Source organism: Mycobacterium sp. Root265 (assembly GCF_001428895.1).
In the GTDB taxonomy this organism is placed as follows: Bacteria; Actinomycetota; Actinomycetes; order Mycobacteriales; family Mycobacteriaceae; genus Mycobacterium.
On the sequence record NZ_LMJA01000030.1, the window covers coordinates 371,982 to 388,818 of the forward strand.

At 67.8% G+C, this 16,837-nt stretch carries 20 protein-coding genes; 15 read left to right on the top strand and 5 right to left on the bottom strand.

What is annotated here, in order from left to right; all coding sequences use genetic code 11:
• Window positions 1-66: 66 nt before the first annotated feature.
• The 5 genes from ASE48_RS24235 to era are packed head-to-tail and all read left to right on the top strand — an operon-like array spanning window position 67 to window position 4,175.
• The gene (locus ASE48_RS24235) at window positions 67-1,107 is read left to right on the top strand and encodes a PhoH family protein (protein ID WP_057169698.1); all 1,041 of its coding nucleotides are present in this window, start codon (window positions 67-69) and stop codon (window positions 1,105-1,107) included.
• Complete coding sequence (gene ybeY / locus ASE48_RS24240; protein WP_057169700.1) at window positions 1,104-1,640, top strand: rRNA maturation RNase YbeY; 537 nt, start codon at window positions 1,104-1,106, stop codon at window positions 1,638-1,640. The genes ASE48_RS24235 and ybeY overlap by 4 nt, the downstream gene beginning before the upstream one ends.
• On the top strand, window positions 1,637-2,953 hold the full coding sequence (locus ASE48_RS24245) for a hemolysin family protein (protein WP_057169702.1): 1,317 nt from the start codon (window positions 1,637-1,639) through the stop codon (window positions 2,951-2,953). The genes ybeY and ASE48_RS24245 overlap by 4 nt, the downstream gene beginning before the upstream one ends.
• 50 nt (window positions 2,954-3,003) lie before the next feature.
• Window positions 3,004-3,276, top strand: coding sequence for a cytidine deaminase (locus ASE48_RS24250; protein ID WP_235571507.1), 273 nt, complete (start codon window positions 3,004-3,006; stop codon window positions 3,274-3,276).
• Window positions 3,273-4,175 carry a GTPase Era gene (era, locus tag ASE48_RS24255; RefSeq protein WP_057169705.1) on the top strand — a complete coding sequence of 301 codons (903 nt, stop codon included), beginning with the start codon at window positions 3,273-3,275 and terminating at the stop codon, window positions 4,173-4,175. The genes ASE48_RS24250 and era overlap by 4 nt, the downstream gene beginning before the upstream one ends.
• Here era and ASE48_RS24260 read toward each other — a convergent pair.
• Together ASE48_RS24260 and ASE48_RS24265 are read right to left on the bottom strand one after the other, a co-directional pair.
• Complete coding sequence (locus tag ASE48_RS24260; protein WP_057169706.1) at window positions 4,172-4,720, bottom strand: CAP domain-containing protein; 549 nt, start codon at window positions 4,718-4,720, stop codon at window positions 4,172-4,174. The genes era and ASE48_RS24260 overlap by 4 nt on opposite strands.
• Window positions 4,721-4,731: 11 nt before the next feature.
• On the bottom strand, window positions 4,732-6,189 hold the full coding sequence (locus tag ASE48_RS24265) for an amidase (RefSeq protein ID WP_162264265.1): 1,458 nt from the start codon (window positions 6,187-6,189) through the stop codon (window positions 4,732-4,734).
• 66 nt (window positions 6,190-6,255) lie between these two features.
• Between ASE48_RS24265 and recO the strand changes: the two genes are divergently transcribed.
• Genes recO through ASE48_RS24285 form a run of 4 tightly spaced genes read left to right on the top strand, consistent with a single transcriptional unit; the run spans window position 6,256 to window position 8,711 of the window.
• Window positions 6,256-7,098 (top strand): DNA repair protein RecO, encoded by an 843-nt coding sequence (recO, locus tag ASE48_RS24270; RefSeq protein ID WP_057169708.1) that lies wholly within the window; start codon window positions 6,256-6,258, stop codon window positions 7,096-7,098.
• Window positions 7,046-7,927, top strand: coding sequence for a decaprenyl diphosphate synthase (locus tag ASE48_RS24275; protein ID WP_057169710.1), 882 nt, complete (start codon window positions 7,046-7,048; stop codon window positions 7,925-7,927). The genes recO and ASE48_RS24275 overlap by 53 nt, the downstream gene beginning before the upstream one ends.
• A 2-nt stretch (window positions 7,928-7,929) precedes the next feature.
• A complete protein-coding gene (locus ASE48_RS24280; RefSeq protein ID WP_057169711.1) occupies window positions 7,930-8,316 on the top strand; it encodes a hypothetical protein in 387 nt (128 codons plus the stop codon).
• On the top strand, window positions 8,313-8,711 hold the full coding sequence (locus ASE48_RS24285; RefSeq protein WP_057169712.1) for an NUDIX hydrolase: 399 nt from the start codon (window positions 8,313-8,315) through the stop codon (window positions 8,709-8,711). Before ASE48_RS24280 ends, ASE48_RS24285 begins: the two co-directional genes overlap by 4 nt.
• On the opposite strand, the gene ASE48_RS24290 is transcribed toward ASE48_RS24285, so the two are convergent.
• On the bottom strand, window positions 8,704-9,096 hold the full coding sequence (locus ASE48_RS24290; RefSeq protein WP_057169714.1) for a Fur family transcriptional regulator: 393 nt from the start codon (window positions 9,094-9,096) through the stop codon (window positions 8,704-8,706). The two genes, ASE48_RS24285 and ASE48_RS24290, sit on opposite strands and share 8 nt — an antisense overlap.
• A 101-nt stretch (window positions 9,097-9,197) precedes the next feature.
• A complete protein-coding gene (locus ASE48_RS24295) occupies window positions 9,198-9,551 on the bottom strand; it encodes an ArsR/SmtB family transcription factor (protein ID WP_057169716.1) in 354 nt (117 codons plus the stop codon).
• A 96-nt stretch (window positions 9,552-9,647) separates the two neighbouring features.
• On the opposite strand from ASE48_RS24295, the gene ASE48_RS24300 reads away from it, so the two are divergent.
• The 6 genes from ASE48_RS24300 (at window position 9,648) to ASE48_RS24325 (ending at window position 14,749) form a co-directional block, all read left to right on the top strand.
• Window positions 9,648-11,030: a glycine--tRNA ligase gene (locus ASE48_RS24300; protein ID WP_057169718.1), complete on the top strand. Its 1,383-nt coding sequence runs from the start codon at window positions 9,648-9,650 to the stop codon at window positions 11,028-11,030.
• A gap of 159 nt (window positions 11,031-11,189) precedes the next feature.
• Window positions 11,190-12,077 carry a type IV toxin-antitoxin system AbiEi family antitoxin domain-containing protein gene (locus ASE48_RS24305; protein ID WP_057169720.1) on the top strand — a complete coding sequence of 296 codons (888 nt, stop codon included), beginning with the start codon at window positions 11,190-11,192 and terminating at the stop codon, window positions 12,075-12,077.
• 119 nt (window positions 12,078-12,196) lie between these two features.
• Window positions 12,197-12,529 carry an ArsR/SmtB family transcription factor gene (locus ASE48_RS24310; protein WP_057170010.1) on the top strand — a complete coding sequence of 111 codons (333 nt, stop codon included), beginning with the start codon at window positions 12,197-12,199 and terminating at the stop codon, window positions 12,527-12,529.
• Window positions 12,526-13,017 (top strand): SRPBCC family protein, encoded by a 492-nt coding sequence (locus ASE48_RS24315; RefSeq protein ID WP_057169721.1) that lies wholly within the window; start codon window positions 12,526-12,528, stop codon window positions 13,015-13,017. The genes ASE48_RS24310 and ASE48_RS24315 overlap by 4 nt, the downstream gene beginning before the upstream one ends.
• Window positions 13,018-13,097: 80 nt before the next feature.
• Window positions 13,098-14,306 carry an EspA/EspE family type VII secretion system effector gene (locus ASE48_RS33215; protein ID WP_442928762.1) on the top strand — a complete coding sequence of 403 codons (1,209 nt, stop codon included), beginning with the start codon at window positions 13,098-13,100 and terminating at the stop codon, window positions 14,304-14,306.
• Between the two features lie 86 nt (window positions 14,307-14,392).
• Window positions 14,393-14,749 (top strand): hypothetical protein, encoded by a 357-nt coding sequence (locus ASE48_RS24325; RefSeq protein WP_235571446.1) that lies wholly within the window; start codon window positions 14,393-14,395, stop codon window positions 14,747-14,749.
• Here ASE48_RS24325 and ASE48_RS24330 read toward each other — a convergent pair.
• Entirely contained in the window at window positions 14,746-16,770 is a 2,025-nt protein-coding gene (locus ASE48_RS24330; protein ID WP_057169723.1) for a TPM domain-containing protein, read from the bottom strand. The two genes, ASE48_RS24325 and ASE48_RS24330, sit on opposite strands and share 4 nt — an antisense overlap.
• Window positions 16,771-16,837: the final 67 nt, after the last annotated feature.

The following is a 16,837-nucleotide window of genomic DNA, read 5'->3' on the forward strand; positions in this document are numbered from 1 at the left end:
GGTGACCAGCGGTAAACTTGAGGGCACCATTTCAAGAGAGCACAGGAAGCAGGCACGAAAGCGCACGTGACGCCCCGCGAGACGACCGCTGGCCCGATTTCCGGACCGGTACGAAGCAGCATCACTGTTCCGCCCGACAGCATTGTGGGCCTGCTGGGTTCGGCCGATGAGAACCTGCGTGCGCTGGAGAAGCTGCTCACCGCCGATATCCACGTGCGCGGTAATGCCATCACCTTCAGCGGCGAGCCCGCCGACGTGGCCCTGGCCGAGCGCGTCGTCACCGAACTCACCGCGGTGATCTCCCGGGGCCAGCCGCTGAACCCCGATGCCGTGCGCCACAGCGTGTCGATGCTGACCGGCGCCGACGACGCCTCGCCGGCCGAGGTGCTCACCCTGGACATCCTGTCCCGGCGCGGTAAGACCATCCGGCCCAAGACGCTGAATCAGAAGCACTACGTCGATGCCATCGACACGCACACCATCGTCTTCGGGATCGGCCCGGCCGGCACCGGCAAGACCTACCTGGCGATGGCCAAGGCCGTGCACGCGCTGCAGACCAAGCAGGTCAACCGGATCATCCTGACCCGCCCCGCGGTGGAAGCCGGTGAGCGCCTTGGCTTTCTGCCCGGCACCCTGACCGAGAAGATCGACCCGTACCTGCGCCCGCTGTACGACGCGCTGCACGACATGATGGATCCCGCCGCCATCCCGAACCTGTTGGCCGCGGGCGTGATCGAGGTGGCGCCGCTGGCGTTCATGCGCGGCCGCTCGCTCAATGACGCGTTCATCATTCTCGACGAGGCGCAGAACACCACCCCCGAGCAGATGAAGATGTTCCTGACCCGGCTCGGGTTCAACTCCAAGATGGTCGTCACCGGCGACGTCACGCAGGTCGACCTGCCCGGCGGCGCCCGCTCGGGCCTGCGCGCGGCCAGCGACATCCTCGACGGCATCGAGGACATCCACTTCTCCGAGCTCACCAGTGCCGATGTGGTGCGCCACCGGCTGGTCTCCGAGATCGTGGACGCCTACTCGCGGCATGAGGCGCAGCCCGAACTGATCAACCGCGCGCAGCGCCGTTCGTCGGGCGGGCGTCCGCGGCGATGAGCATCGAGGTATCGAATGAGTCGGGGATGGACGTCTCCGAACAGGAACTGGTCAGTGTCGCGAAGTTCGTCATCGCGCAGATGGACGTGAATCCGGCGGCCGAACTGTCGATGGTGCTGCTGGACACCGCGGCGATGGCCGACCTGCACGTGCGCTGGATGGACCTGCCCGGTCCCACCGACGTGATGAGCTTCCCGATGGACGAGCTGGAGCCCGGGGGACGCCCGGATGCGGCCGAGCCCGGTCCGTCCATGCTCGGCGACATCGTGCTGTGCCCGGAGTTCGCGGCCGTTCAGGCCGAGAAGGCCGGGCATTCGCTCGGACAGGAACTCGCCCTGCTCACCGTGCACGGTGTGCTGCACCTGCTGGGCTATGACCATGCCGAACCCGATGAGGAGAAGGAGATGTTCGCCCTGCAGCGCCGCCTCCTCGAGGAATGGGTGGCCGACCAAGTGGAGTCCTACCGCCAGGATCTGCAGAACGAGAAGGATCGCCGGCTGCTGGACAAGTCGCGATATTTCGACCAGCAGTGACCGGCCTCGCCCCGCTGCTCGGTGCAGTGCTGCTCATCGGCCTCGGTGGGCTCTTCGCCGCCGTGGACGCCGCGATCAGCACCGCCTCGCTGGCCCGCGTCGAGGAGATGGTCCGCGATGAGCGCCCCGGCGCCATCCGGCTGGCCCGCGTGCTGGTGGACCGTCCCCGCTACATCAATCTCGTGGTGCTGCTGCGCATCACGTGTGAGGTGAGCGCGACCGTTCTGCTGGTGTCCTATCTGGACGGCTACCTGGGTGTGGCGTGGGGCCTGTTCGCCGCGGCGGCGACCATGGTGGTGGTCAGCTTCGTCGTCATCGGCGTCGGTCCACGGACCGTCGGCCGGCAGAACGCGTACACCATCGCCCTGTCGGCAGCCCTTCCGCTGCACGCGATCTCGGTGCTGCTGACCCCGATCAGCCGGTTGCTGGTGCTCATCGGCAACGCGTTGACCCCCGGCCGTGGCTTCCGCAACGGGCCGTTCGCGTCCGAGATCGAACTGCGCGAGGTCGTCGATCTGGCCCAGCAGCGCGGCGTGGTGGCCGACGACGAACGGCGGATGATCCAGTCCGTGTTCGAACTCGGGGACACCCCGGCGCGCGAGGTGATGGTGCCGCGCACCGAGATGGTGTGGATCGAATCCGACAAGACCGCCGCGCAGGCGCTGTCGCTGGCCGTGCGCAGTGGGCATTCCCGGCTGCCGGTGATCGGGGAGAACGTCGACGATGTCGTCGGTGTGGTCTACCTCAAGGATCTTGTGGCGCAGACGCGCACCGAATCTTCCCCCGGCGCTTCGCTCGCCCCGGCGAACGGTCGCACCGACGCCATGGTCGGCGAACTGATGCGCCCAGCGGTGTTCGTCCCGGACTCCAAACCGTTGGATTTGCTGCTGCGCGAGATGCAGCGCGATCGCAAGCACATGGCCCTGCTGGTCGACGAGTACGGCGCGATCGCCGGGCTGGTCACCATCGAGGACGTGCTCGAGGAGATCGTCGGCGAGATCAACGACGAGTACGACGCCGATGAGGTCGCGCCGTGGGAGGTGCTGGGCTCCAATCGGTTCCGGGTGTCCACCCGGCTGCCCATCGAGGACCTGACCGAACTCTACGAGGACCTGGACATCGGTGAGGACCTGGAGGTCGACACCGTCGGCGGGTTGCTCGCGCACGAACTCGGCCGGGTGCCGCTGCCCGGCGCCCAGGTCAGTTGGAACGGATTGCGGTTGCGGGCCGAAGGTGGCCCGGACCATCGCGGACGGGTGCGGATCGGCACAGTGCTGATCGCCCCGGAAGCGCCACCGGAGGAGGAGAAGTGACCCGTCTGGACGCCGAGGACGACAAGCTGGTCGTGCTGGCCCGCGGAGCGATGGGCCGCGCAGAAGCGGCCCAGGGTGCCGCGGTGCGGGACCTGGATGGACGCACCTATGCCGGTGCGCCGGTCACACTGTCGGCGCTGAGCCTGACCGCGCTGCAGGCGGCGGTCGCCGCCGCGGTGTCCAGCGGCGCGGCCGGACTGGAATCGGCGGTGCTGGTCGGCGGATCGGCCGACGATCCCGGGATCGGTGCGGTGACCGAGCTGTCCCCGACGGCGACGGTCATCGTCACCGATCGTGCCGGCAAGCCGGCGGAGTCCTCGTGAGCGACGAATTCCGGTCCGGTTTCGTCTGTTTCGTCGGCCGGCCCAACACCGGCAAGTCGACACTGACCAACGCGCTGGTCGGCGAGAAGGTGGCCATCACCTCGAACCGGCCGCAGACCACCCGGCACACCATCCGCGGCATCGTGCACCGCGAGGACTTTCAGATCATCCTCGTCGACACCCCCGGTCTGCACCGGCCCCGCACCCTGCTCGGGGAGCGGCTCAACGAACTGGTCAAGGGCACCTACTCCGACGTCGACGTCATCGGGCTGTGCCTGCCCGCCGATGAGGCGATCGGACCGGGCGACCGGTGGATCTATGAGCAGATCCGGGCTGTGGCGCCCAGGACCACTCTCATCGTGATCGTGACCAAGATCGACAAGGTACCCAGGGACAAGGTGGCGGCGCAGCTGATGGCCGTGAGCGAATTGGTCGGGGACACAGCCGAAATCGTGCCGGTGTCGGCGACCAAGGGCGAGCAGCTCGATGTGCTGATCGATGTCCTGGTGAGCAAGCTTCCCCCGGGCCCGGCGTTCTACCCCGACGGCGAACTCACCGACGAGCCCGAGCAGGTCCTGATGGCCGAGTTCATCCGCGAGGCCGCCCTCGAAGGTGTGCGCGACGAGCTCCCGCACTCACTGGCGGTCATCATCGACGAGGTGACCCCGCGCGAGGGCCGCGACGATCTGATCGATGTGCACGCCGTCCTGTTCGTCGAACGCGACAGCCAGAAGGGCATCATCATCGGCAAGGGCGGCGCCCGCCTGCGTGAGGTGGGCACCGCTGCGCGCACCCAGATCGAGAAGCTTCTCGGTACCAAGGTCTATCTGACACTGCAGGTCAAGATCGCCAAGAACTGGCAGCGCGACCCGAAGCAGCTCAGGAAGCTGGGTTTTTAGGGCGTCCAGCCCGGCACCTGGCCGAAATCGCGGATGTCCGACGGGACCGGCGGGGCACCGTCACCCTTGCCGTACACCGCGACCACCACGGTGCGGTCGAACAGGCTCTCCGACCAGACACCGATGTGCACATTCGAGCAGTCGGCCATGATCGCGTAGTAGTCCGGCCGGTGGTACCACTGGTTGATCAGTTCGATGCCGCTGATCGCCAGCGCGGGGTTGATCGCGACCGTCTCGGCCACCGGCCCGGCATAGCCGGCGTTGCGGGCACGGTCGGCGACGGTGGTGCCGTCGGACCCGATATCGCCGTTGAGCGCCCGGTTGTTGAGCACATCGTTGGTGTGCCACTGCGCGGCCAGGCGCAGCTTCGGGTTGATCTTGATCTCGGTGTCGCAGCCTGCCTTGTGCTGCACCGTGTACACGTTGGCGACCACGCCGTCGTTGAGTCGCCGGTTGTCGGCGTTGGCCGTGGGTGCGGCCAACACCGCCCCGGCTGCGAAGGCGGCCACTGCGACGGCCGTCGCGCAACGGCGGGTGTTCGTCATAGGGGGTGACATTACGTCAGCGCGGGACCGTCCCACCAAGGTTCCGGTTGCTTGGCCATCCAGCCGTTCACTCCTTCGAGCGCGGCGGCCAGCGAGATCAGCATGGGTTCGCTGTCGGCGGGGCCCATCAGCTGCACGCCGATCGGCAGGCCGTCGGAGGTGAATCCGGCCGGGATGTTGATCGACGGCCAGCCCAGCAGGTTCCACGGCCAGGTCACCGGGCAGGCGCGGATCATGGCCCGGTCGGTGGCCAGCGGGCCGCGGTCGTCGTACTCGTCGACCAGGGACGGGGGCAGTGCCGTGGTGGGGGCGAGCACCACATCGGCGATGTTGAAGATCCAGCCGACCCGGCGCTGGGCCTGCGCCTCGGCGGCCCGCGCCTTGCGCAGGGTGTGCTGCGACAGCAACCAGCCGGTCCGGATATTGCTCACGGTGCGCTTATCCAGCGTGACGCCGGAGCCCAGTCGTTGCTGCCACTCCAGCAGTCCCGAGGTGGACCGGGCCAGGAAGTTCCACGACATCCGCAGCCCGTAGTTCGGGTCGGCCTTGATGACGGTGTGCCCGAGCTGTCCGAGTTGATCGGCCACGCCCTGCAGCGCGGCCGCGATCTCCGGGTGCAGTTCGGAGCGGAAGACATTGAACGGAAAGGCCGTGGACATTGCGACGCGCAGCGGGCCGGGGGCGCGGCCCACATGATCGGACACCTGGACCGGCGCCGGTTTGTGCAGATCGCCCTCGGCATTGCCGGAGGCGGCGTCGAGCACGATGGCGGCATCGGTGACGGTGCGGGCCAGCACGCCGTTGACGGTGATGCCGTTGAACGCCTCGGGCAGCGGCCAGGTGGAGATGCGTCCGCGCTGCGGTTTGATCCCGACCAGATGCGTCCAGGCGGCCGGTATCCGGACACTGCCCGCGCCGTCGGATCCGATCGCGGCGGTCACCAGGCCGGCCGCGACCGCGGCGGCGCTGCCGCCGGAGGACCCGCCCGGACTGTGCTCGCGTGACCACGGATTACGCGTGTGTCCGAATCCGGGACCGCTGGTGAACGGCCACTGACCCAGCTCGCAGGTGTTGGTCTTGCCCACGATCACCGCACCGGCCGCCCGCAACCGCCGCACCACCTCGGCGTCGGCGGTCGCGACGGGGCGTTCCCCGTCGGTGCCGAACCGGGTCGGCACCCCCGCCACGTCCACATCGTCCTTGACCGCGATGGGGATTCCCAGCAGCGGAAGTCGTTGCCCGGCAGCGCGTTTGCGGTCGGCTTCGGCGGCATCGGCCAATGCCTGCTCGGTCAGCACCACCCGGAAGGCGTTCAGGGTGGGTTGGCTGGCCTCGATCGCTTTCAGGGACTTGCGTACCAGTTGGTCCGATGTCGTCGAGCCGATCGCGAGCCGGTACTGCAGCTGGGTGAGGGTGGGAAATCTCGTGGTGGGTGCCATGCGGGTGGGAATTTTCGGGGAGGGAACCATACTGATCTTGAGGATATCCGGCGTTGCGGTGCAGTCGTTGTCACCGTGCGGTGCGAGACTGTTGCGATGCGGTTGTACCGGGATCGAGCAGTGGTGCTGCGCCAGCACAAGCTCGGCGAGGCCGACCGGATCGTGACCCTGCTCACCCGCGAGAACGGCGTGGTCCGCGCGGTGGCCAAAGGAGTGCGCCGCACCCGGAGCAAGTTCGGGGCGCGGCTGGAGCCTTTCGCGCACATCGACGTTCAGCTGCATCCGGGACGCAATCTCGACATCGTCACCCAGGTGCAGTCCATCGACGCGTTCGCCGTCGACATCGTCAGCGACTACGGCCGCTACACCTGCGCCTGCGCGGTGCTGGAGACCGCGGAGCGGCTCGCCGGCGAGGAACGCGCCCCGGTGCCCGAACTGCACGGGCTGACGGTGGCGGCGCTGCGGGCGGTGGCCGGGGGCCTTCGTCCCCGCGAGCTGGTCCTCGACGCGTACCTGCTGCGGGCAATGGGCATCGCGGGCTGGGCCCCGTCACTCACCGAATGCGCCCGGTGCGCCGCGCCCGGTCCGCACCGGGCTTTCCACGTCGCCGCCGGTGGCAGCGTGTGCGTGCACTGCCGGCCGTCGGGGGCGGCGACCCCCGCGCAGGCGGTGATGGATCTCATGATCGCGCTGCACGACGGTGACTGGGAGTTCGCCGAGGCGTCCACCTCATCGCACCGCAGCCAGGCCAGCGGGCTGGTGGCCGCGCATCTGCAGTGGCATCTGGAACGTCAACTACGGACATTGCCACTGGTGGAGCGCGTCTATCGGGTGGATACCACGGCCGTTGAACGCCGAGCAGCGGTGGTCGGGCAGGATATGCCCCATGGCTACCAAACGGGGCAAGACCACGTACCCGCAGCTGCCCCCGGCGCCTGAGGACTACCCGGTTTTCCCGGACGTCTCGACGTGGCCGGTGGTGTTCCCGGAGTTGCCGCCGCGCACCAACGGCAAGTTCTCCCGGCCGCCGCAGCACCCGTCGAAGGCAGTTGCTCCGCAGATTCCCGCCGACCAGGTGCCCAACCACGTCGCCGTCGTCATGGACGGTAACGGCCGGTGGGCCACCCAGCGCGGCTTGGGCCGCACCGAGGGACACAAGATGGGTGAGGCCGTCCTCATCGACATCACCTGCGGTGCCATCGAACTGGGTATCAAGCACCTGAGCGTGTACGCGTTCTCCACCGAGAACTGGAAGCGCAGCACCGAAGAGGTGCGTTTCCTGATGGGCTTCAACCGCGAGGTGGTGCGGCGCCGCCGCGAGAACCTGGACGCCATGGGCGTCAACATGCGCTGGGTGGGTTCGCGGCCACGCATGTGGAGCAGCGTCATCAAGGAGTTCGACATCGCCGAGCAGATGACCGTCGGCAATGACGTCATCACCGTGAACTACTGCGTGAACTACGGCGGCCGTACCGAGATCGTGGAGGCGGCACGGCAACTCGCCGACGAGGCGGTCGCGGGCAAGATCAATCCGAATCGCATCAGCGAGGCGTCGCTGGCCAAGCATCTGCACCGCCCCGACATCCCCGACGTCGACCTGTTCATCCGGACGTCGGGGGAGCAACGGGCCAGCAACTTCCTGATCTGGCAGGCGGCCTACGCCGAGTACGTCTTCCAGGACAAGCTCTGGCCCGACTATGACCGCCGCGACCTGTGGGCCGCATGCGAGGAGTACGTCAACCGCAACCGCCGGTTCGGGCGGGCGTGACAATGTCCCTCCAGGACCGGCTCGCGGCCATTGCCGAGGCGCTGCTGACGGCCACCCGTGAGGACGACGGTGCGCTGACCGTGCACCACGACGGCACTTTTGCCTCGCTGCGCGTGGTGAGCGTGGGCGAGGGGCTGGACATGGTGTCGCTCAACCAGGTGCTGGCCTGGGACCTGCCGCTGGACGACGATCTGCGGGTCAAGGTTGCCGAGCACACCCGGGTCACTCTGCTGGGCACGGTGTCGCTGGCCGAGAAGGATGACGAATCCGCGGATGTCTTGCTGCGCTACAACTTTCCGGGCTCGGGCCTGTCCGATGAGGCGCTGGGCACGTTGATCATGATGGTGCTGTCCACCGGCGCGGACGTGCGGCGCACGCTCATCGCATGAGTCCGGTGATCCGGATTGTGGCGGCCGTTGTGCTCGACGACCGCAACCACGTGCTGGTGGTCCGCAAGCGGGGCACGACGACGTTCATGCAGCCCGGCGGGAAGCTGGAGCCGGGGGAGACGCCGGTGCAGGCGCTGCGCCGCGAGATCCGCGAGGAGCTCGGCACCGACGTGGTGGAGGAATCCATCCGCTCGCTGGGCCATCACGATGCGGCGGCGGCCAACGAGCCCGGCCATCGCGTCGCCGCGGACCTGTTCCTCGTCCGCCTCGACGGGCGACCGCAGCCGGGCGCCGAGATCGTCGAGATGGCGTGGGTGGACCCGCATTCACCCGGCGGCATCGAGCTCGCGCCGCTGACACTCGGTGCCGTGCTGGAGTTCGTCCGCGTCAGCTGACGGCGCACGAACTGCACACCCCGAAGATCTCGATGGTGTGACTGACGTCGGTGAACCCGTGGTCGGCCGCCACCTGGTCGGCCCACACCTCGGCGGCGCCGCCGTCGACCTCGACCGTGGCGCCGCAGATCCGGCACACCAGGTGATGATGGTGGTGCTCCGAGCACAGCCGGTACACCGATTCGCCGGTGTCGGTGCGCAGCGTGTCGACCTGGCCGGCGGTGGCCATCGACTGCAGCGTGCGGTACACGGTGGTCAGCCCGATACCTTCGCCGCGCTTGCGCAGTTCGTCGTGCAGTTCCTGCGCGGACCGGAAGTCCGCGACATCGTCGAGCAGCGCGGAGATGGCCGCGCGCTGCTTCGTCGAGCGGACGACGGGTGTCATGCGCGATCTCGCTTCGCTTCTCGCTGGAAAGTCATGCGCGATCTCGCTTCGCTTCTCGCTGGAAAGTCATGCGCGATCTCGCTTCGCTGCTCGCTGGAATGTCATGCGTGATCCTCGGCGGCGTGCGTGACGGCCGCCACCACGATCTCGGCGAGGTGATGGTCGACGAGGCGGTACATGACCTCGCGGCCGCTGCGCTCCCCGGCCACCACACCGGCTGACTTGAGGATGCGCAGGTGCTGGCTGACCAGCGGCTGGGGCACGTCCAGCGCGTCGACGAGTTCGTGCACGCAGCGCTGGGATTCGCGCAGTTGCAGCACGATGGCGATGCGCAGCGGGGCGGCCAGTGCGCGCAGCAGGTCGCCGGTGACGTCCAGGATCTCGCGCGACGGCAACTCCGGGAACGGCGCACCGATATGCTCGTGCTCATGGCCGGTAGTGGAAACGGTTTTCATTATGGAGTCAGATTACATGCACGTCTGCGCATGTCAATGCTTTGCCGGGGACGCCGCGGCGTGGGTCCTGCGGTCTCATCGCTACGCTGTTGACCCGTGGCATCCATCATCGACACCGTTGCAAACCTGGCGAAACGCCGTGGCCTCGTCTACCAATCGGGCGAGATCTACGGCGGTACGAAGTCCGCCTGGGATTACGGTCCACTCGGGGTGGAGCTCAAGGAGAACATCAAGAAGCAGTGGTGGCGGTCGGTGGTCACCGGCCGCGACGACGTCGTCGGACTGGACAGCGCCATCATCCTGCCCCGCCAGGTGTGGGTGGCCTCCGGGCACGTCGCGGTGTTCAATGACCCCCTCGTGGAATGTCTGAACTGTCACAAGCGGCACCGGCAGGATCACCTGCAGGAGGCTTACGCCCTGAAGAAGGGCGGCGAACCCGATGACGTGCCGATGGGCGAGATCGTCTGCCCGGACTGCGGCACCAAGGGGCAGTGGACCGAACCGCGTGACTTCAACATGATGCTCAAGACCTACCTCGGGCCCATCGAGTCCGAAGAGGGCCTGCACTACCTGCGCCCGGAGACCGCGCAGGGCATCTTCGTGAACTTCGCCAATGTGGTGACCACCTCGCGCAGGAAGCCGCCATTCGGCATCGGCCAGATCGGCAAGAGCTTCCGCAACGAGATCACCCCGGGCAACTTCATCTTCCGCACCCGCGAGTTCGAGCAGATGGAGATGGAGTTCTTTGTCGAGCCGTCCACCGCGCCCGAATGGCACAAGTACTGGATCGAGACCCGGCTGAAGTGGTACACCGACCTCGGTATCAACCCGGAGAATCTGCGCCTCTACGAGCACCCGCTGGAGAAGCTGTCGCACTACAGCGCGGGCACCACCGATATCGAGTACAAGTTCGGTTTCTCCGGCAACCCGTGGGGTGAGCTGGAGGGTATCGCCAACCGTACCGATCACGACTTGTCCAGCCACGCAAAGGCATCCGGTGTGGACCTGTCGTTCTACGACCAGGGTGCCGACACCCGCTACGTGCCCTACGTCATCGAGCCGGCAGCCGGCCTGACCCGGTCACTGATGGCGTTCCTGGTGGACTCCTACACCGAGGACGAGGCCCCGAACGCCAAGGGCGGGGTGGACAAGCGCACCGTGCTCAAGCTCGACCCGCGCCTGTCCCCGGTCAAGGCGGCGGTGCTGCCACTGTCGCGGCATGCCGACTTGTCACCCAAGGCAAAGGATCTCGCCGCCGAGCTGCGGCAGAGCTGGAACGTGGAGTTCGACGACGCCGGCGCGATCGGGCGGCGCTACCGCCGCCAGGACGAGATCGGCACCCCGTTCTGCGTGACGCTGGACTTCGATTCGCTGGAAGATCAGGCGGTCACCATCCGTGAGCGCGACACCATGGCCCAGGAGCGGGTGGCCATCGACCAGGTCAGTGACTACCTGGCGGTCCGCCTCAAGGGTTGCTAGCGCTTTCCCGCGAGCGTGCGTGTCTGTTGGTGGACACGCCGTCGCGGGAGGCGAGTTAACGCACGCTCGCCACAGCCGCTTATCCACAGTCGGCGATCCATGCACAGATTCGGTGATGGGGGTCGTGCAGGCCGGCCCGCCTGACCGACGATCGGCTGCATGCCCGATGACGTTGCCGCACTGCTCGCGCGCCAAAACGGGGTAGCCACCACTGCCCAACTCCTCAACGTCTTGAGTCGCAGCCGGCTCGATACCAGGATCCGGACAGGCGAGCTCATCAAGGTGTGGCCGGGCGTGTATGCCGGCGAAGAGCCGGACAACCTCACCCGTCTTCGCGGACTGGACCTACGCGCGGGTGAGCCCGTTGCCATCTGCCTCGGAACGGCGGCTGCAGCATATGGTTTCGACACCGAAAACGTGATCGACCTGCACGTGCTCAATCCCGACGGTCACCAGCTCCGGGCGTCCGACGGGTTGATCATTCACCGCCGCGACGGTGCGCCGCTCGCGATGGTCGACGGTAGAGAGTCCACCACTGCGGCGTGGACGGCGGTGGAAGTGGCCCGCCTCCTGCGTCGCCCGCGCGCGCTGGCGACCCTGGATGCGGCACTGCGGACCGGCACCTGTGACCGCAGGCAGCTGCTGGATGCGGTGTCAGGCCAGCGTGGCCGACGCGGCATTGTCCATGTGCGGGAACTAGTTCCGCATGCGGCGGCCGCTGCGGAATCACCCATGGAGAGCGAAGCCCGACTGGTGATGCTCGATGGGCACCTGCCGGCCCCCGAGCTGCAGTACGAGATCGTCGATCGCTCTGGACGGATGTGGCGACTCGATTTCGCCTGGCCGCACCGCAAGCTGGCCGTCGAGTACGACGGCTTCGACTGGCACAGCGACCCCGCCAGCTTCACCCGGGACCGGCAGAAGCGCGCTGCCCTGCAGGAAATGGGCTGGACCGTGTTGTCGATCGTGTCCGACGACGTCCGGCGTCGGTCCGCGGACTTCCTGCGACGCGTGGAGTTTGAGCTGTTGCGCTCACGGGTTGCGTGAGCGTGCGCGATGTCGGGCCTGGGGGCGGCGTGTCTGCCAGCAGACACGCACGCTCGCGGGAAAAGTGGACATGACATATTCCTTGACGGGAATACGTCAGTCGGCTTATGGTGACTGGCATGCAAGCGGCGGTGTTCGTGGCGCTGGGGGAGCCGAGTCGCTTGCGGATTGTCGATCTGCTCAGGGCAGGGCCGTTGTCGGTCGGCGCGATCGCCGAGGCGCTCGGGATCCGGCAACCGCAGGTGTCCAAACACCTTCGGGTGCTTGGCGATTCGGGGCTCGTCAGTAGCCAGGCCCAGGCGCGGCAGCGGATCTACCAGCTCGAAGCCGCACCGTTCGAGGACATCGGCCAGTGGGCCGCGTCCTTCGAGCGGCTGTGGGAAGACCGGCTGGATTCCCTTGGTGACTTCCTGAATTCGATGACACACGAGAAGAAGGACGAAGACCGATGATTCTGCAACTGTTCAAGAAGAAGAAAGAGTTCACCCTCCAGTGGTCCTACAGTGCGCCCATCAACACCGTGTGGGAAGCCTGGACCCGGGCCGAGATGCTGCAGCAATGGTGGGGCCCGAAGAACACCTTCGTCCCCGAATGCCGCATCGACCCGAGCGTCGGCGGTGAGGTCTACGTCGTCATGGAGGCCGGCGAGGGGATGGGCAAGTACGCCGGCACCCGTTGGCCGATGGCCGGCAATTTCACCCGGGTCGACCCCGTCACCCGGATGACGTACGACGCGCGGTCCTGGACCGACGGCCAGGAGTCGACGACGACGATCGAGCACACCAACGACATCACGCTCAGCGAGCGGGACGGTCAGACGACCATCACGCTGGACGTCACCATCACCAGCATCGGCGACAAGGCCAAGATGGCCGCGTTCGGGATGAAGTTCGGGTACAAGGCGCAGCTGGACAAGCTCGCCGATCACCTGGGCAGCTAGCGCCGAATTGCTGCGCCGGAGTGGCTCTGGGCTCATTTAGGATTTGAGTCGAGGGACCGAAGGGGGCGGCGATCAGCGTTCTGGGGGCATTTCTTTCGACGTGGGACAACGCCCGCGCGACGCTCGGCGAGGGCACGCCGGTCGGTGGCGCGGAGTTCGACCAGAGCGGCCAACTCGACGAGTTGCGTCGCGTGGTCGCCTCCGCCGCACCCGGGGCGGACTGGACGGGTGCCGCGGCCGAGGCCTACTCGGGCCGCAATGAACGGCTGGGCGGCACCATCGGCGGGCTCGCCGAACTCGATCGGCGCCTCGGCACCGAGGTGGATCGGTCCGCGCAGGTGGTCGCGGCGGGCCGCCGGGACCTGGAGGCGGTCAAACAGTGGGTGATGAGCGCCGCGGCCAGCGTGCCGCCCAACGCGGCCGGTGAGCGTGCCCTGATCCCCGTCGTGTCACGCGGTGTCGGCGAGGTCGCCGACATCCTGCGGCGGTCCAACACCGATATGAACGGCATCGCGGCCCGTATCCGCGATATCGGCGAGGGCTATCAGACCCTGGGCGACCGTGAGGGCCGCGACGGTGACAGCGATGATCCTGATGGTCAGCCGACCGATCAGCCGCCGGGCAAGCCCGGTGAGAACGGTATCCCCGAACCACCGCCGTGGACCAAACACGATGAAGGATCCGGTGAATGGGGCTCGCAGCCCTGGTATTCGCGCGGAGACGATCTGGCGTTCAAGGCCGCGATCGAAGGCGGTCTGCCGCTGATCGAGCAGAAATGGCCGCACGCCGCCGAACTTCTGGACCACTACCTCGACAACTCGGGGGACCCGTACAACCTGGATGTGAATTCGATGATGAACGACATCCCGCAGATGCAGGCCCGCGGGGACGCGATGGTCAACGATGAGGTGAACCGCATCGTGGCCGAGGCCGCCGCGACAGGCCAGTACGGTCAGCCCGTGCCGTTCCGTACACCGTGGCAGGGCTACTACATGGACCCGGACGCCAATCCCGACTGGTATCGCGCGGTCGGCGGGGTGGACATGTCAGCCGGTGGCGTGGTGACCGTCTACCCGCCCGATACGCCGGGCGGCGAGCCCCGGGTGCATGTCGAGTCGCAGGTGAACGTCGCCGACCGGTACAACTGGGACGAAGGCAAAGAAACAAAGATCGGTCCGATCACCATCACCGACGAGCAGATGGCCGGCCTGCAAACCGCCGGGCTGGCACGTGAATTCGACATCACGGGCGCGTCGTCGGTCTCGACCTACGACGGAGCTCCCCGATGAGGCTGGCCGGATTGCTGGCAGTTGTGCTGCTGATGCTGTGTGCTTGCTCGACGCCAGATGCCCCCCGCGACGGAGGAGACCAGACAATGCCGGTATCGGCGCAGACCGCAGCGGACTTCGGCGACGTGACGCTGCCCCCGGGAGTTCAGGTTCTCGGCACCGACACCGATTCGGGCCGAGACACCCGTTACCGGTTGGCTTTACGGATGACCGACGCCCAGCTCGGCGAGTTCCTCGCGCAGTTCTCCGTGGCGCCCAGGCCGTCCGACATCCCGAAGTCGACGCCGGTGATCGCCGGGCCCGAACTGAGTGCGGCGCCTGATCCGCGCTACGCCCAGGACCAGGTCGACACGGCGGCCCACGGCACGGTGACCCGCGAGATCATCGTCGACGAACGCGCACCCGACGAGGTGTATGTGCACCTGTCGCTCTACACCACCTAGAACCGGCCGCCGCCCCCGCTCATCCCGCCGCCGCTGAACCCGCCGCCGCCGGAGCCGCCGAACGTGGTGGAACTCCATCCGCCGCCGCCCCCCATACCGCCGCGCAGCGCCCCGGACAGGATGTTGCCGATGATGATGCCGCCGATCATCGCGCCGGTATTGGAGCCGCCGCCGCCACCGAAACCGCCGTAATTGTTGTACTGCTGTTGGGTTTTGGCGACATCGCTGTTGGCGATCGTCTGGGCCTGCCCGGCGAGCATCGCCGCTCCGTTGGCGTGCGCGATGGCCTCGGCGATATTGATGCCCTGCTTGTCCTGCGCTGCCTGCAGTTGGCGCACGGCCTCGGCGAGCCGGGTGCGCGCCTCGGGTCCGATGCTGCCGCGGCGGGTGTCGATGAAATCCGAGACGCCGCGCACCCGGGACTGCGCGGAGAACAAGGCCTGCTCGAACGCCCGGCGCAGCCGTTCGGCCGCCTCGCGTTCCTCGGCGACGGTGGCCAGCAGCCGGTCCAGATCGGCGTCGGCCTGGGTGAGGGCGGTGAAGGCGCCCAGCGGGTCGGTGTTGCCGTTGGCCTGCGCCTCGGTCACGGCGCGGGTGGCGGCATCGCGGGCGGCGGTCAGCGCTTCGGTCTCGGCGATGCCGCCCTGAGCCAGCTGGGTGCCGGCGGCCTTGATGCCGTTCTGGATATCGGTGATCGCGTCGGGCAGCGTCGCGATCGCGCGGTTGATATCGGTGGCGGCACTGTCGATCGCGTCCAGCATGGTCCTGGCCTGACCGAGCGCGGACTCGGCCGCCCGGATCGAGTCGACCAGCCCGCTCTGGCGTCCCGCCGGCCGCGCCACCAGCGTCCGCGCGTTCGTGATGTTCTGATCGGCGAATGCCAGCCGGTGCTTGGCGGTTTCGGCATTGTCGGCCACCGAGTGCAGCGCGGCGGGGGAGAACTGCTGATGCAGCCCGGCCAGCGTCTGCTCGGCCGGCACGATGCGGGCGGTGAGATCGACCATCTGCTGGGTGAGTGCATCCAGGCGGGTGGGGGCATTGATCACCAGATCGCGCAGCTGGGAAAACGCCTCGCGCTGCTTGTCCAGTTCGCGATCCGCCTTGGCCGCCGCCACGATCACCCGGGTCAGCAGATCGCGGCGCTGCTGCGGGGTCTCGGGCACCGCGTCATCGAGGATGTGGCGCACGTTGAACGCCTGGGCCAGCGTCGTCTTGGCGGCGGTCACCGCGGTGCTGAACGGTGCGGTGTCCTTCTCGCCGAACTCCTCGACGGCCAGCGCCAATTCGTTCTCGCTGGTGCGTACCGCGTTGTCGACCTCGACCACGATGGAGCGGGACAGCTCGTCGAGGGTGTCCAGCGGGACGGCCGCCAGCGCGGTCGGGTCGGCCGGATCGACGCGCTGTGCGGCCGCGAAATCGGCCTCCCGGCGCTTGCGCTTACGCCGCCGTGACCACAGCAGCAGCCCGACCACCGCCAGCGCGATGACCGCCAGCATCGCCAGCACCCCGAACCAGTTCAGCTCGGAATCAGAGGATCCCGACGATGTCGAGGACGAGGCGGCGGGCCCGTCGAGGCCCTGGGCCGCGGCGATCGCCGCCTCGGCCCACTGCTGATCGCGCAGGGCCGGCTCAACCTGATTGCGGCGCAGCGCATCCACATCCACGCCGCCGGCCGCCGCGGTGGGCGCCAGCAGCGCGTACGCGCGGTCGGTCGTGGCCACCGCCAGCAGCGCGTCGTTGCTGCCGAAATCGCTGGTCCGCATAGTGGCCCGGGCCCAGTCCGCGGCGGGCGACCCGGAGAACGAGTCCACGTACACGACCCAGAGCCGGACCTTGCGGTCGGTGTAGAGCTTGTCGATCGCGTCGGTCACCTCGGTCATGTCCGAACCGCTCAGCGCGTTCGCCTCGTCCACCACATAACTGGCCAGCCGGAACGGCGGCTGACCCGCGGCGGCGGGCGCGAGCAGGAGGCCTGCGGTCAGAACCGCGAGGGCCACACTGAGCAAACGGGCGATACGCATGCCGTCAATCTAGTGAACACGGGCGCTGTGCGACGGCGGCATGTCCGAACGGCGGCACCGCTGCTGG